The 13,001-nt window shown below is 70.3% G+C and carries 12 protein-coding genes; 7 read left to right on the forward strand and 5 right to left on the reverse strand.

The window, feature by feature from the left end:
• Positions 1-177 precede the first annotated feature (177 nt).
• A complete protein-coding gene (locus ACWFRJ_RS25820; RefSeq protein WP_453535418.1) occupies positions 178-987 on the reverse strand; it encodes an NAD-dependent epimerase/dehydratase family protein in 810 nt (269 codons plus the stop codon).
• Between the two features lie 303 nt (positions 988-1,290).
• On the opposite strand from ACWFRJ_RS25820, the gene ACWFRJ_RS25825 reads away from it, so the two are divergent.
• From ACWFRJ_RS25825 to ACWFRJ_RS25835, 3 genes are all read left to right on the forward strand, one after another.
• On the forward strand, positions 1,291-2,244 hold the full coding sequence (locus ACWFRJ_RS25825; protein ID WP_453535421.1) for a 5-dehydro-4-deoxyglucarate dehydratase: 954 nt from the start codon (positions 1,291-1,293) through the stop codon (positions 2,242-2,244).
• Positions 2,241-3,407: a hypothetical protein gene (locus ACWFRJ_RS25830; protein WP_453535424.1), complete on the forward strand. Its 1,167-nt coding sequence runs from the start codon at positions 2,241-2,243 to the stop codon at positions 3,405-3,407. The genes ACWFRJ_RS25825 and ACWFRJ_RS25830 overlap by 4 nt, the downstream gene beginning before the upstream one ends.
• A 100-nt stretch (positions 3,408-3,507) precedes the next feature.
• Complete coding sequence (locus ACWFRJ_RS25835) at positions 3,508-4,854, forward strand: S28 family serine protease (protein ID WP_453535427.1); 1,347 nt, start codon at positions 3,508-3,510, stop codon at positions 4,852-4,854.
• Here the strand turns inward: ACWFRJ_RS25835 and ACWFRJ_RS25840 are convergent.
• Complete coding sequence (locus tag ACWFRJ_RS25840; protein ID WP_453535430.1) at positions 4,829-6,037, reverse strand: MFS transporter; 1,209 nt, start codon at positions 6,035-6,037, stop codon at positions 4,829-4,831. The two genes, ACWFRJ_RS25835 and ACWFRJ_RS25840, sit on opposite strands and share 26 nt — an antisense overlap.
• 133 nt (positions 6,038-6,170) lie before the next feature.
• On the opposite strand from ACWFRJ_RS25840, the gene ACWFRJ_RS25845 reads away from it, so the two are divergent.
• Together ACWFRJ_RS25845 and ACWFRJ_RS25850 are read left to right on the forward strand one after the other, a co-directional pair.
• A complete protein-coding gene (locus tag ACWFRJ_RS25845) occupies positions 6,171-6,758 on the forward strand; it encodes a TIGR03086 family metal-binding protein (RefSeq protein ID WP_453535433.1) in 588 nt (195 codons plus the stop codon).
• Between the two features lie 168 nt (positions 6,759-6,926).
• Positions 6,927-7,751 (forward strand): HAD family acid phosphatase, encoded by an 825-nt coding sequence (locus tag ACWFRJ_RS25850; protein WP_453535436.1) that lies wholly within the window; start codon positions 6,927-6,929, stop codon positions 7,749-7,751.
• An 8-nt stretch (positions 7,752-7,759) separates the two neighbouring features.
• On the opposite strand, the gene ACWFRJ_RS25855 is transcribed toward ACWFRJ_RS25850, so the two are convergent.
• The 3 genes from ACWFRJ_RS25855 to ACWFRJ_RS25865 all read right to left on the reverse strand — a co-directional run bounded on the left by ACWFRJ_RS25855 (position 7,760) and on the right by ACWFRJ_RS25865 (position 10,567).
• Complete coding sequence (locus ACWFRJ_RS25855; protein ID WP_453535439.1) at positions 7,760-9,205, reverse strand: peptidoglycan D,D-transpeptidase FtsI family protein; 1,446 nt, start codon at positions 9,203-9,205, stop codon at positions 7,760-7,762.
• 109 nt (positions 9,206-9,314) lie between these two features.
• Entirely contained in the window at positions 9,315-9,785 is a 471-nt protein-coding gene (locus ACWFRJ_RS25860) for a GNAT family N-acetyltransferase (RefSeq protein WP_453535442.1), read from the reverse strand.
• Positions 9,786-9,796: 11 nt separating this feature from the next.
• Complete coding sequence (locus ACWFRJ_RS25865; protein ID WP_453535445.1) at positions 9,797-10,567, reverse strand: IclR family transcriptional regulator; 771 nt, start codon at positions 10,565-10,567, stop codon at positions 9,797-9,799.
• 137 nt (positions 10,568-10,704) lie between these two features.
• Here ACWFRJ_RS25865 and ACWFRJ_RS25870 point away from each other — a divergent pair, with 137 nt between their 5' ends.
• Both ACWFRJ_RS25870 and ACWFRJ_RS25875 read left to right on the forward strand, forming a co-directional pair.
• Positions 10,705-12,234 carry an aldehyde dehydrogenase (NADP(+)) gene (locus tag ACWFRJ_RS25870; protein ID WP_453535448.1) on the forward strand — a complete coding sequence of 510 codons (1,530 nt, stop codon included), beginning with the start codon at positions 10,705-10,707 and terminating at the stop codon, positions 12,232-12,234.
• A 5-nt stretch (positions 12,235-12,239) separates the two neighbouring features.
• Complete coding sequence (locus tag ACWFRJ_RS25875) at positions 12,240-12,848, forward strand: DUF1349 domain-containing protein (RefSeq protein ID WP_453535451.1); 609 nt, start codon at positions 12,240-12,242, stop codon at positions 12,846-12,848.
• The last annotated feature ends 153 nt before the right edge of the window (positions 12,849-13,001 follow it).

Here is a 13,001-nt window from a genome sequence, read left to right on the forward strand (position 1 = left end):
CGATGGTGCCCGGATGTGCCCGCTTGGCAGGGCTGCGGCCTCTGCTTCGGGCGGGAGCGGTGCCCGTTCGGGGGGTTCGGGGTGCCCGTTTGATGCCCGGGTGGGGTTCGGACAGCTGTTCTTCCCTCACCGGAAGGGCTGGTTTCGGTCTGTCCGGGCGCCGGTACGGCCGAGTGCTCAGTACGGCCAGACTGGAGGGTTCGTGCAGAAGTGACCCCCCAGGTTCGCGTGGTCCGGATTCGCGGGGTCCAGCTCTCCCTGCTCGGCGACCAGCTTCTCCGCGTACTGCTCGGAGTCGTCCTGCGGCGCGTAGCCGAGCGCGCGCGCCGACGAGAGGTCCCACCAAAGACGCGTGTTCGCGGACGATCCGTAGACCACCGTGTGTCCCACGGCGGGCGCGGTCAGTGCCGCGTCGAAGAGCCGGGCGCCGTCCCCGGGGCTCATCCAGACCGACAGCATCCGCACGCTCGACGGCTCCAGGAAGCACGAACCGATCCGCACCGAGACGGTCTCCACCCCGTGCTTGTCCCAGTAGAACTGGGCGAGATCCTCACCGAAGGACTTCGAAAGGCCGTAGAAGGTGTCGGGGCGGCGCGGCGCGTCCACCGCGATCAGCGGATCGTCCCCGACGGGCCGCGGCGTGAACCCGATGGCGTGGTTCGACGACGCGAAGACGACCCGGCGGACGCCTTCCTCGCGGGCCGCTTCGTAGAGGTTGTACGTCCCCTCGATGTTGGCCCGCAGGATCTTGTCGAAGGACGCCTCCAGGGAGATGCCCGCGAGGTGGATGACCGCGTCGACGCCCCGCACGGCCTCCCGCAGCGCCTTCTTGTCGGCCAGGTCCGCCGTGATCGCGTCGGGCTCGCCGTCGATGGGCAGTACGTCGAGCAGCCGCAGTTCGTAGCCGTAGGCCGGAAGCAGCCCCCGCATCAAGGTGCCGAGGCCGCCCGCGGCGCCGGTGAGCAGGATGGTGCGGGGAGCGGGCATGAGGGGGTCTCCTCGGATCAGGGGCCGATCAGGGGCTGCTGCTGTTCAACGGCTGCTGTTCAACGGTCGTGTTCGCGTGCGCGTACAGCATTCACATCTGTGGACAAGCTAGGGATCAATGCCTCTTCGAGTCAAGTGTCGTACGGAGGTGGCGGATCCGCTCCTGAATCACGCTTCTCTTGCCGATCTCTTGTTGATCCCCGGCCGGCCTCGGAGCTTGACCGGGGCTCAGACGGCGGCTTAGCGTGGGTGCGTTCAGAAATATGGACGTGGATCAGAAACGTGCACGCTTAGGGAGAGCCCGTGACGTCAGCAACCCTCGCCGATCGACTCAATGTCCCCAGCGGGCCGCTGTTCTTCCCGGTCACCGCCTACGGTCCTGACGGGTCCGTCGACCTCGACGTCTACCGCGCGCACGTGCGCGCGGGCATCGACGCGGGCGCGGCTGCCGTGTTCGCCTGCTGCGGCACCGGAGAGTTCCACGCCCTGACGCCCGAGGAGTTCGGGGCCTGCGTCGCCGCGGCCGCCGAGGAGTCGGCGGGCCGGGTGCCGGTCGTCGCGGGCGCCGGGTACGGCACGGCGCTCGCCGTACGGTACGCCAAGCTCGCCGAGGAAGCCGGTGCCGACGGGCTGCTCGCGATGCCGCCCTACCTCGTCGTCGCCGGGCAGGAGGGACTGCTCGCGCACTACGCCGAACTGGCCGCGGCGACCTCGCTCGACATCATCGTCTACCAGCGGGACAACGCCGTGTTCACCCCGGAGACGGTGGTCGAACTCGCCCGGACCGAGGGCGTCATCGGCTTCAAGGACGGCCTCGGCGACATGGACCTGATGCAGCGCATCGTCAGCGCCGTGCGCGCGGAAGGCCCCGAGGAATTCCTCTACTTCAACGGGCTGCCCACCGCGGAGCTGACAGGGCTCGCCTACCGGGGCATCGGCGTCACGCTCTACTCGTCGGCGGTCTTCTGCTTCGCGCCCGACATCGCGCTCGCCTTCCACCGCGCCTTCAACGCAGGGACCGCCGAGGGCGACGCCCTCGTGAACCGGCTCATCGACGGCTTCTACCGGCCCTTCGTGGAACTGCGCGCCGAGGGGCGCGGATACGCCGTCTCCCTCGTCAAGGCGGGCGTACGCATGGCAGGGCTCGACGTCGGCGGGGTGCGGACGCCGCTGCACGAGCCCGCCGACGAACACATCAAGCGCCTGGCCGAACTGACCGAGCGCGGGCGCGCCCTGGTGCGGGAGGAGAGCGCGTGAGGACCTCCGCCTTCCTGTACCCCTGGGACGTCGTCGGCGACCCCGAGGCGCCCGCCCGCGTCGCCGACCTCGGCGTCCAGCAGGTCACCCTCGCCTCCGCCTACCACTCCACGCGCGCGCTGACCCCCCGCCACCCCCGCCACCGCATCGTCACCGCCGAACACGCGGTGGTCCTCTACGAGCCCGGTGGCCGGTGGCAGGGCCGCGACCTGCGTCCGTACGCGGCCGGAAGCTGGGCCCCTGGTGACGCCTACGGGGAGGCCGCCGACGCACTGGCGGCCGCCGGGCTCGACGTGCACACCTGGGTTGTCCTCGCCCACAACTCCCGTATGGGCGCCGACCATCCGGACACCTCCGTCGTCAACGCCTACGGAGACCGCTACCCCTGGGCCCCCTGCATCGCACAGCCCGCCACGCGCGCGTACCTCGTCGATCTCGCGGCGGAGGCCGCCGTACGCCCCGGCGCGCGCGGCACCGAGCTGGAGTCCCTCGGCTGGTACGGCCTCGCGCATCTGCACGCCCACGACAAGATCGCGGGAGTGCCGCTCGGCGAGGCCGCGCAGTACCTGATGTCGCTGTGTTTCTGCGCGGACTGCCGTGCGGGGTACGCCGGACAAGGGCTCGCCCCCGACGAGCTCGCGGCCGGGGTCCGTCGCGCCCTGGAGCCCGTCTGGCGGGGCGACGAGCCGCCCGGCGGCTGGGAGGGCGTGGAGAAGCTCATCGGCGCCGAGACGGCGACCGCCACGCGCGCGTGGCGCGAGGAAGCCGCCCGCACGCTCCAGGAGGCGGCGATCGCCGCCGTGCGCGCCGCGGCGCCGGACGGCTTCCAGGTGCTGCTGCACGCCGACCCGGTGGCCTACCACTGCGGCGCCAACGCCGGAGTCGACCCGGAGCACATCCTCTCCGTGGCCGACGGCGTGGTCGTGCCCTGCACGGGCGGCGCCCAGGCCCTGACCCCCTTCGACGCGCACCGCACGGCCCGCACCACCCTCGCCGCGAACCTCACCGTGGTCTCCGGCATGGGCGGAAGGCCCGCGACCCTCGCCGCCGACGCGGCGCAGGCGCTCACCCTGGGCGCCGATGAACTGCGGCTCTACCACGCCGGGTTGGCGTCGGACGCGGATCTCGCGCAGGTGAGGACCGCTCTGGCGCAGCTGGACTAGCCCGGCACGCGCTCCCCAACCTCCCTCTGTCGCCCGCGAAGTGGAAGCGGTTACCATCCGCCCAACATTTCGCTCCAGTACGAGGAGACGAGGAGACAAGGTGCGCAACAAGGGGATAGCGGCGCTGGTCTGCGCCGGGGTCATGGCGGGCGCGGCGGTACTCGGCGGGGCCGTGCCCGCCGCCGCGCGGACCGGTGACGGACAGACCGCCGCCGCAGCCGACATCCGGGAGCAGTTGGAGAAGATCCCCGGCATGAAGGTCGTCTCCGTGGCCGACAGGGAGGGCTACCCCTTCTACACCCTCACGTACGCCCAGCCGGTCGACCATCACAACCCCGGCGCCGGCACGTTCACCCAGCGTGCCACGCTCTGGCACAAGGCCACCGACAAGCCGACCGTCCTCTACACCGGCGGCTACACCCTGGCGTCCAACACCACCGCCCTCACCAAGCTGATCGACGCCAACCAGGTCAGCGTCGAGCACCGCTACTTCGAGCAGTCGCGCCCCTCGGGCCCGGCGGCGTCGGACTGGTCCAAGCTCACGGTCCAGCAGGAGGCCGCCGACGAGCACCGCCTGACCCGGGCGCTGCGCGGCATCGAGAAGGGCAAGTGGCTCGGCACGGGCGCCAGCAAGGGCGGGATGACGGCCACCTACCACGAGCGCTTCTACCCCGACGATCTGGACGCGGTCGTCGCGTTCGTGGCGCCGAACGACGCGAACAACAGGGACGACAGCGGCTACGAGCGGTTCTTCAAGACCGTCGGCACGGCCGAGTGCCGGACCGCGCTGAACGCCGTGCAGCGCGAGATGCTCGTACGGCGTGAGGCGCTGCTGCCCAAGTTCGAGGCGGACGCCAAGGCCGCCGGAGACACCTTCGAGGAGACCCTCGGCACCACCGACCGTGCCTACGAGTTCGCGGTGCTCGACCAGGTGTGGAACTTCTGGCAGAGCGGCACCGTCGACAACTGCCCGACCGTGCCCGACGCCAAGAAAGCCACTGACGACGAGCTCTACGACTGGTCGAAGAAGCACGGCTTCAGCGTCTACCAGGACGAGACCCTCGGCACGAACGGCACAGGGCCCTACTACCGGCAGGCCGCCACCCAGCTCGGCTGGGCCGACCTGAAGTTCAAGCACCTCAAGGACATCCGCCACTACCCCGACATCTACCAGCCCAACTCGGTCCTTCCCGAGTCGATGCGCGGCTCGTACGACAACAGGACCACCGCCGACGTCGACCGCTGGGTCAAGACCCGGGGTCAGCGGATGATGTTCGTCTACGGCCAGAACGACCCGTGGAGCGCGGAGAAGTTCACGCCGAGCCACCGCGACTCCTACCGCTACGAGGTCCCGGGCTCCAACCACGGCGCCTCCATCGCCAAACTGCCCGCCGCCGAACAGGCCGAGGCCGTCGCGACCATCAAGCGCTGGGCGAACGTGAAGTAGCCGCCACCGAAGAGTTCTTGAGCAGGGGTACGGCGATCAGCAGCCGCGCCCCTGCCAGGACCGGCAGCAGGACGCGGTGGTCGACGCTCTCCACGAGGCCCGCGCCCAGGGCGATGCCGAGCGCGGTCGGCGTGAACATCAGGGTGCTCGCGGTCGCCGCCGCGCGGCCGAGCAGCACCCGCGGTGTCTCGCGCTGCACCGCCGTCATGCCCGCGATCAGCACGCAGGGCAGCCCGAGCCCGTTGGCGAAGCTGCCCGCCAGGGCCGTGGCGTCGTACGGCAGCGCGTGCAGGACCACGGCGAGCGCGGTGAGCGCGATGCCCGCCCCGCCGAACCTGCGTCCTCCGAAGCGCCGCATCAGCGCCCCCGAAGAGACGCCGACCGCGACGGAACCGGCGCCCTGCACGACGTACAGCACGCCGGTGTACGCGGGGGAGTGGCCAAGGCCCTCCACGACCGCGTAGACGGCCGCTCCGCTGATCCCCGAGGTCAGCATGGTCAGGCCGCCCGCGAGGACCAGGGGGCGCAGCTGCAGACTGCCCCACAAGTAGCGTGCGCCTTCCACCGTTTGGGCCCGCCAGCCCGACCCGTCGCGCGCGGGTGCGTCCTCGCGCACGCGCAGCAGCGTGAACATCCCGGCCGCGAGTACGAAGGTGGCAGCGTCGAGGAGCGCCACCCGGGCGCCTCCGCAGGCGGCGAAGAGGCCCGCTCCGGCGAGTGGCGCGATCAGTTTCATGCCCTCGTTCGCGGACATCCGCAGGCCGTTGAAGTCCCCCGTCAGGTCCTTGCCGACGGCCGCCGTCACAAGGGCCGCCTCCGCCGCGTCGGTGACGGCGCCGCACGCCCCGTACAGGAAGAGGACCGCGTAGAGGATCCACAGCGTGCTCGTGGAGCCGACGAAGAGGAGGGAGGTCAGCAGGGCGCCCAGGGCCAGGTTCGTGCCGATGAGCAGGGGTCTGCGGCGGGTGCGGTCGGCGATCGTGCCCAGGAGGGGGCCGGCCAGGGACGGGGCCCAGAGGGCGAACGTGCAGAGGGCCGCGAGGCCGTCCGAGCCGGTCAGCTGCTTCACCCAGATCCCGGCCACCAGCCACATCGCGGAGCTCCCGAAGCCGGAGACCACCACCGCGCCCAGACAGAGGCTCGCGTCGCGGTTGCGCAGGATCCGCGTGATCGTCGATGTCATGGCAGGTGATGGTGGTTCTAAGGACCCGGGCTCGGCATAGGGCAGGTGCGGTAGATCCGTGCGCCGGGTCGGCGATGAGTTGCGGGGCGCGGGCCGGTCTACAAGGCAGGACCGCTGAGATTCTGGAGGACTCATGACGGAGACGGTCGATTTCGCGCCGCAGGCCCGGCTGGTGGTGGGCATCGCGGAAGGCATCAGCGACGAGCAGCTCGCGGGGCCCACGCCCTGTCCGGAGTACCGGGTGCGCCATCTGCTCGGCCATGTGATCCAGCTGACCGGCGCGTTCCGGGACGCCGCGCGCAAGGACTTCGGGCCCCACCTCGACCAGAACCCGGGAAGCGCCGTGCCGGACATCGGCCCCGAGTGGCGTGCCGCCCTGCCGAAGCTGCTCGACGAGCTGGCGGAGGCGTGGCGCGACCCCGCCGCGTGGGAGGGCATGACCCGGGCGGGCGGCCTCGATCTGCCGGGTGGCGTCGCGGGCGCCGTCGCCATGGACGAACTCGTCGTGCACGGCTGGGACCTGGCCCGCGCGACGGGACAGGCGTACGCCCCTGACGAGGCGAGCCTCGGGGTGGCCAAGGGGCTGCTCACGCCCCAGGAGGGCGACAGTTCGGGGAACAGCCTGTTCGGGGCCGTGTTCCCGGTACCGGACGACGCCCCGCTCCTCGACCGGGTGATCGGCCTCAGCGGCCGTGACCCGGGGTGGACGCCGGGCGCGTAGTACTGAGGCTTCTGTGGACCGGGTTTTCTCCGGATCAGGTATCGATCGGGCAAAGAGTCTCGCGGTGCACCGTGTGATGCGCGTAGACAGTGCGCGTAGATGGGCATTGACCTGCTCGAACTTGTTGCCCCTGCGCACACTCTGACCCTGATCCGGAGATATCGACCTATGCGGAAGTCCCTACGGGTGGCGGGCATCGCCACCGCCTGTGCCGTCGCCGGAGCCGCGCTGTACGGCACCGGCGCCGCCACCGCCGACAACGCCTCTGCGCGGCACACCGCCGAACCCCAGAACATCGGCGTGCTCGTCGGCGAGATCGACGACTACTACGGCGCGTACCAGGACGCCGACGGCGTCTGGCGCTCCTCGCCCGACAGCCCGTACGCCAAGGACCTGGCGCGCGTCCAGGCGAAGGCGAAGAAGGACATCAGGAAGGCCGCCGCGCACGGCGCGAAGAGCGGCGGTCACGGCGGGAAGGGCGGCGCTCACGGCAAGAAGCCCGCGATCGTCCTCGACGTGGACGACACCGCGCTGCTCAGCTTCGACTACGAGAAGTCGACCAACTACACGTACAACGGCGCCACCTGGGACGCCTACGTGAAGGAGGCCAAGCGCCCCGCCGTCTTCGGCATGCCCGAACTCGTCGAGTACGCCAAGGGCAAGGGCGTCGAGGTCTTCTTCCTGACCGGTCTGAGCGAGACACAGCGCGAGGGCGCGGTCACCAACCTCGCTAAGGCGGGGTACGACACGAAGCTCGACACCACGCACGTGTTCACCAAGAACAAGACCGCACCGCCGGCCTACCTGAGTCACTGCGCCACGCCCGCCAAGTGGGAGTGCACCACCGTGCAGTTCAAGGAAGGCACCCGCAAGCACATCGAGTCGACCGGCTACAACATCGTCGGCAGCTTCGGCGACCAGGTCTCCGACCTCGCGGGCGGGTACGCGGACAAGACGTACAAGCTCCCGAACCCGACGTACTTCGTGGAGTAGTCCGGCCGCTAGTTCAGGGCCGCCGACATCATCGCCTTCGCGATGGGCGCGGCGAGGCCGTTGCCGCTGACCTCCGACCTCGCCGCGCTCGACGACTCGACGATGACCGCCACCGCGACCTCCTTGCCGTCGCTGCCCTTGGCGTACGAGGTGAACCAGGCGTACGGCGTCTTGCTGTTGTTCTCGCCGTGCTGCGCCGTGCCCGTCTTGCCGCCCACGTCCGCGCCGCTGATCCGCGCGTTCGTACCCGTGCCCTTCTCGACGACCGTCTCCATCGCCGACTGCAGCTGACTCGCCGTGTCCTCGCTCATCACACGCTGCGAGTCGGCGTCGTCGTACGACTCCAGGACATCGCCGCCCGAGTCGGTGATCTGGGAGACCATGTGCGGCGCGACCAGCTCGCCGCCGTTCGCGATCGCCCCCGAGACCATCGACATCTGGAGCGGCGTCGCCGTCACGTCGAACTGGCCGATGCCGGTCAGGGCCGTCTGGGCCTTGTCCATGTCCGAGGGGTACGAGCTCTCGGACGCGCGCACCGGCACGTCGAGCTTCGCGGTGTTGAAGCCCATCTTCTCGGCCATCGCCTTGACCTTGTCCTGGCCCAGGTCGACGGCCATCTTCGCGAAGACGTTGTTGCACGAGTACTGCAGGCCCGTACGGATCGAGGCGTCCTCGCAGGGCGCGCTCGCGTTCTCGTTCTTCAGGTCGGTGGTCGTGCCGGGCAGCCTGTACGGATTCGGGCTGTCCGTCTTCGTGTCCGCCGAACCGTAGAGCCCGTCCTCCAGGGCCGCCGCCGCGACGACCAGCTTGAACGTCGAACCCGGCGGAAGGGGCTGCCGCAGCGCGCGGTTGACCATCGGCTTCTCCTCGTCCTTCAGGAGTGAGCTCCACTCCTTGGAGTCGGTGGAACCGCTGATGTCCGAGGGGTCGTACGAGGGAGTCGACACCATGCCGAGGATCTTGCCCGTCTTCGGGTCGACGGCGACGGCCGCGCCCTTCGTGTCACCGAGCGACTTGTACGCGGCCTTCTGTACCGCCGGGTCGATCGTCGTGACCACGTCACCCGGATCGGCGCGCTTGTCGGTGACCGTGTCCAGGGGGTTCTTCAGCCGGTTGTCGGTGCCGTCGAGGATGTCCTTGTAGATGCCCTCGAGCTGCGTCGCTCCGTACACCTGTGAGCTGTAGCCCGTGACGGACGAGTACAGATCGCCGTCCTTGTAGGTGCGCTTGTACGCGAGGTCGCTGCCTTTCGTCCGCGCGGAGCCGGTGATGGACTCACCGCCCACGATGATGTTCCCCAGCGGGTTCGCGTACTGCTCGATCGCGTTGCGCCGGTTCAGCTTGTCGTCCGCGAGCGCCTTCGAGTCGTAGAACTGCACCCAGGTCGCCCGTACAAGGAGGGCGACCACGAGCAGCAGCGTGAAGACCGCGGCGCGCCTGATCGTCTTGTTCATCCCGTGAAAAGACGAGCGGCGCGGGCGTATTCGTTCCGTTCTGAGGGGTTTCTTAGACATTCCTCATACTGCGGGAGCTCCGACCGGCGTACCGCGGGCGCCGCGATCACTACGCCAGCACCAGCACCGTCTCATCGATCTCCTCGCCCCGCGCGTGCGCGAAGCCCCGTGCGGCGGCGGTGACGCGGAACCCGCACTTCTCAAGGACCCGCAGGGACCCCGCGTTGTCCGACGCGGCCCGCGCGTAGAGGGGGCGCTCCGGCACCTCCACAAGGAGCGCACCCAAAGCCGCCGTGGCCAGACCACGACCCCAGTACGCCCGGTCGATCCAGTACGTGACCTCGCGCTCCCCCGGCTCCCCGTACACCGCCGCGTTCCCCACGACGTCGCCGTCCGCGAGGACCGTGCGGACGACGACGTCGGCCGACTCCCGAAGCCCCTTCCAGTGGGCCTCGAAAAGCGTCCGGTCCGCCGCCTTCGGCGAGGTGAACGCGGCGAGGTGGTTCGACTCGGGATCGTTCATCTGCCGGTAGAAGACCGGGAGATCGCTGTTGTGCACCGGGCGCAGAGTGACATCCATACCGACCATGGTCAGAGCCTACGAGTTGCCAGTGACAATCGGTCCCGTGCGTCGAACAAGGCGTCCTTCACCATCTGCTCGTGCGCGGGCGTGAGGCGTGCCACCGGCACGGAGCAGCTGATGGCGTCCCGCGCGGGCGTGCGGTACGGGATGGCGACGCCGAAGCAGCGCAGGCCGAGCGTGTTCTCCTCGCGGTCCACCGCGATGCCCTGCTCGCGGACCGTGCGCAGCTCATCGATCAGCTTCTCGCGGTCGGTGATCGTGTGCTCGGTCAGCGCGGGCAGCGTCTCCGGGAGCATCTTGCGGACCTGCTCGTCGGTGTGGGTGGCGAGCAGCGCCTTGCCCAGGGACGTCGAGTGCGCCGGGAGGCGGCGGCCCACGCGCGTGAAGGGGCGCAGGTAGTGCTGCGACTGGCGCGTGGCGAGGTAGACGACGTTCGTGCCGTCGAGGCGCGCCAGGTGGATCGTCTCCGTGGTGTCGTCCGAGAGGCGGTCGAGCGTCGGACGCGCCGCCGCGACCACCTCGTCGCCGTCGATGTACGAGGTGCCGACAAGGAGGGCCCGCACCCCGATCCCGTACCGCGTGCCCGTCGCGTCCGTCTCCACCCAGCCGAGCTCCACCAACGTACGAAGGAGCATGTAGAGGCTGGACTTGGGGTACCCGACGGCTTCCTGGACGGCGGCCAAAGAGTGCATTCCGGGGCGCCCCGCGAAGTATTCGAGCAACTCCACGGTCCGCACCGCGGACTTGACCTGTGCCCCGCCAGTCTCGCCAGCCGACATCGCCCTTGACCCCTTAGTTCGACGAGAAATAGTCTCCGAAGTCTCCGCTATTCATCACCGGAGACAGCGTTCAGTATATCGAACAGCCCAGGTGGGTGGCAGCACATCTGTGGCATCACCCTTGGAAGGACCCCGCGGTGGCAGCAGCACCAGTCTGGAGTGTCGACCCCCGAACCGGGAAGCAGCGCGAACAGGTCGCGGTCGAAGCCTCGCCCCAAGAGGTGGATCAGGCGGTACGTTCCGCACTGGCCGCCAAGGACGCCCTCGCCGACCGCGCCGTACGCGCCGCGTTCCTGCGCTCCGCGGCCGAACTGCTCGACGGGGCCAAGGACCACCTGGTGGAGGCCGCGGACGCGGAGACCGCGCTCGGTCCCGTCCGGCTCACGGGTGAGCTCGCGCGCACCTGCTTCCAGCTGCGGGCCTTCGCCGACGTGGTCGACGAGGGCGGCTTCCTCGGCGTCGTCATCGACCACCCCGACAGCAGCGCGACCCCGCCCATCCCGGACCTGCGGCGCTACAAGATCCCGCTGGGCGTCGTGGCCGTCTACTCCGCCTCCAACTTCCCGTTCGCCTTCTCCGTGCCCGGCGGCGACACCGCGAGCGCGCTCGCCGCGGGCTGCCCCGTGGTCGTCAAGGCGCACCCGGACCACCCGGCCACCTCCGAGCTGGTGGCGGCGACGCTGCGCCGGGCCGCGGCCCGGCACGACATCCCCGAGGGCGTCATCGGCCTCGTGCACGGCTTCGACGCGGGAGTCGAGCTGGTCAGGCACCCGCTCGTCTCCGGTGCGGGCTTCACCGGATCGATCCGCGGCGGCCGTGCCCTCTTCGACGCGGCGGCTGCCCGACCGGTGCCGATCCCCTTCCACGGCGAGCTCGGCTCCCTCAACCCGGTCGTCGTGACCGAGGCCGCGGCGGTGGAGCGTGCGGAGGAGATCGGAGCGGGTCTCGCGGGCTCCATGACGCTCGGCGTCGGCCAGTTCTGCGTCAAGCCGGGCCTGGTCTTCGCGCCGACCGGCGCGGGCGGCGACCGGTTCGTGAAGTCCCTGACGGAGGCGGTCAGCGACACCGAGGCCGGGGTGCTCCTCGACCACCGGATGCGGGACAACTTCGTCGCGGGCGTGCGCGAGCGCGGCGAACTGCCGGACGTGGACGCGCCGGTGACACCGGGCGCGGGCAGTGAGCACACGGTGAGCGCGGGCTTCCTGACGGTCCCGGCGGCGAAGCTCGCCACCGAGGGCGAGCACGATCTGCTCCTGGAGGAGTGCTTCGGCCCGGTGACGGTCGTCGCGCGCTACGAGGACGAGGCGGAGATCACCTCCGTGCTCACCCGGCTCCCCGGCAACCTCACGGCGACGGTTCAGCTGTCCGCCGAGGAGGCCGCGGGCGAGGGACGCGGCGTGGATCTGCTCGCCGAACTCACGCCGCTGGCCGGGCGCGTGCTGGTCAACGGGTGGCCGACGGGGGTCGCGGTGGCGCCCGCGCAGCACCACGGCGGTCCCTACCCCGCGACGACGTCCACCTCCACCTCCGTGGGCGGTACGGCGATCGAGCGCTGGCTGCGTCCTGTCGCGTACCAGAACACGCCCGAGGCGCTGCTCCCGGCCGAGCTGCGGGACGACAATCCGCTGGGGCTGCCGCGTCGCTACGACGGGCGCCTGCAACACTGACGCCCATGGACGTCGACATCCCCCAACTGCCCTTTTCCCTGCGCACGTACGGCCCGGACGGCAACTGGTCGTACGAGAAGGGGGCGCTCACCGGCTGGGCGGGCGCCCGGCAGGACCGTTTCGTGCCGCCGACGGGCGAGGCCCTGGACCCCGCAGCGGACGCGCCGCGTCTTCTCGGCGCGCCCGAGGGGGACTTCCAGCTGATCGCGCGGGTGACGGTCGGGTTCGCGGCGGCGTTCGACGCGGGTGTGCTGTACCTCCACGTCGGCGACCGGGAGTGGGCCAAGCTCTGCCTCGAGCGGTCACCGGACAAGGCGACGGTCTGCACGGTCGTCACCCGCGGCCACTCCGACGACTCGAACGCGTTCGTGGTGGACGGCAACAGCGTCTGGCTCCGGATCAGCCGCACGGGTTCGGCGTTCGCCTTCCACGCGTCGTTGGACGGGGAGGAGTGGACGTTCGTCCGGATCTTCTCCCTCGGCGAGGAGAAGACGGCGGGAGCCGCACTGGTCGGCTTCATGGCGCAGTCGCCGGTGGGGGAGGGGTGCGTGGTGACGTACGAGGAGATCGAGTTCCGTCCGAACTGGCCGAGGGGTCTGAGGGACGGTTCCTGACACTGCTCGCCAGACGCCGGCCGGGCTGGAACTATCCAGCCCGGCCGAGAGCATTCAGCCCGTCCGGCGTTTGAGGACGAACTCGGCGAAGCCGGTGATGACGGCAACCACAAGGCACTGGGCCCCCGCGCCGAGTGGGTCTTCGGGAAGGGG

It is taken from the genome of Streptomyces sp. NPDC055239 (genome assembly GCF_053606205.1).

Coding starts and splice junctions, on each gene's coding strand:
- ACWFRJ_RS25865 (WP_453535445.1), bottom strand. CDS start 10,567: ATGTCGGCTGGCGAGACTGGCGGGGCACAGGTCAAGTCCGCGGTGCGG.
- ACWFRJ_RS25840 (WP_453535430.1), bottom strand. CDS start 6,037: ATGACATCGACGATCACGCGGATCCTGCGCAACCGCGACGCGAGCCTC.
- ACWFRJ_RS25820 (WP_453535418.1), bottom strand. CDS start 987: ATGCCCGCTCCCCGCACCATCCTGCTCACCGGCGCCGCGGGCGGCCTC.
- ACWFRJ_RS25845 (WP_453535433.1), top strand. CDS start 6,171: ATGACGGAGACGGTCGATTTCGCGCCGCAGGCCCGGCTGGTGGTGGGC.
- ACWFRJ_RS25860 (WP_453535442.1), bottom strand. CDS start 9,785: ATGGATGTCACTCTGCGCCCGGTGCACAACAGCGATCTCCCGGTCTTC.
- ACWFRJ_RS25855 (WP_453535439.1), bottom strand. CDS start 9,205: ATGAACAAGACGATCAGGCGCGCCGCGGTCTTCACGCTGCTGCTCGTG.
- ACWFRJ_RS25850 (WP_453535436.1), top strand. CDS start 6,927: ATGCGGAAGTCCCTACGGGTGGCGGGCATCGCCACCGCCTGTGCCGTC.
- ACWFRJ_RS25875 (WP_453535451.1), top strand. CDS start 12,240: ATGGACGTCGACATCCCCCAACTGCCCTTTTCCCTGCGCACGTACGGC.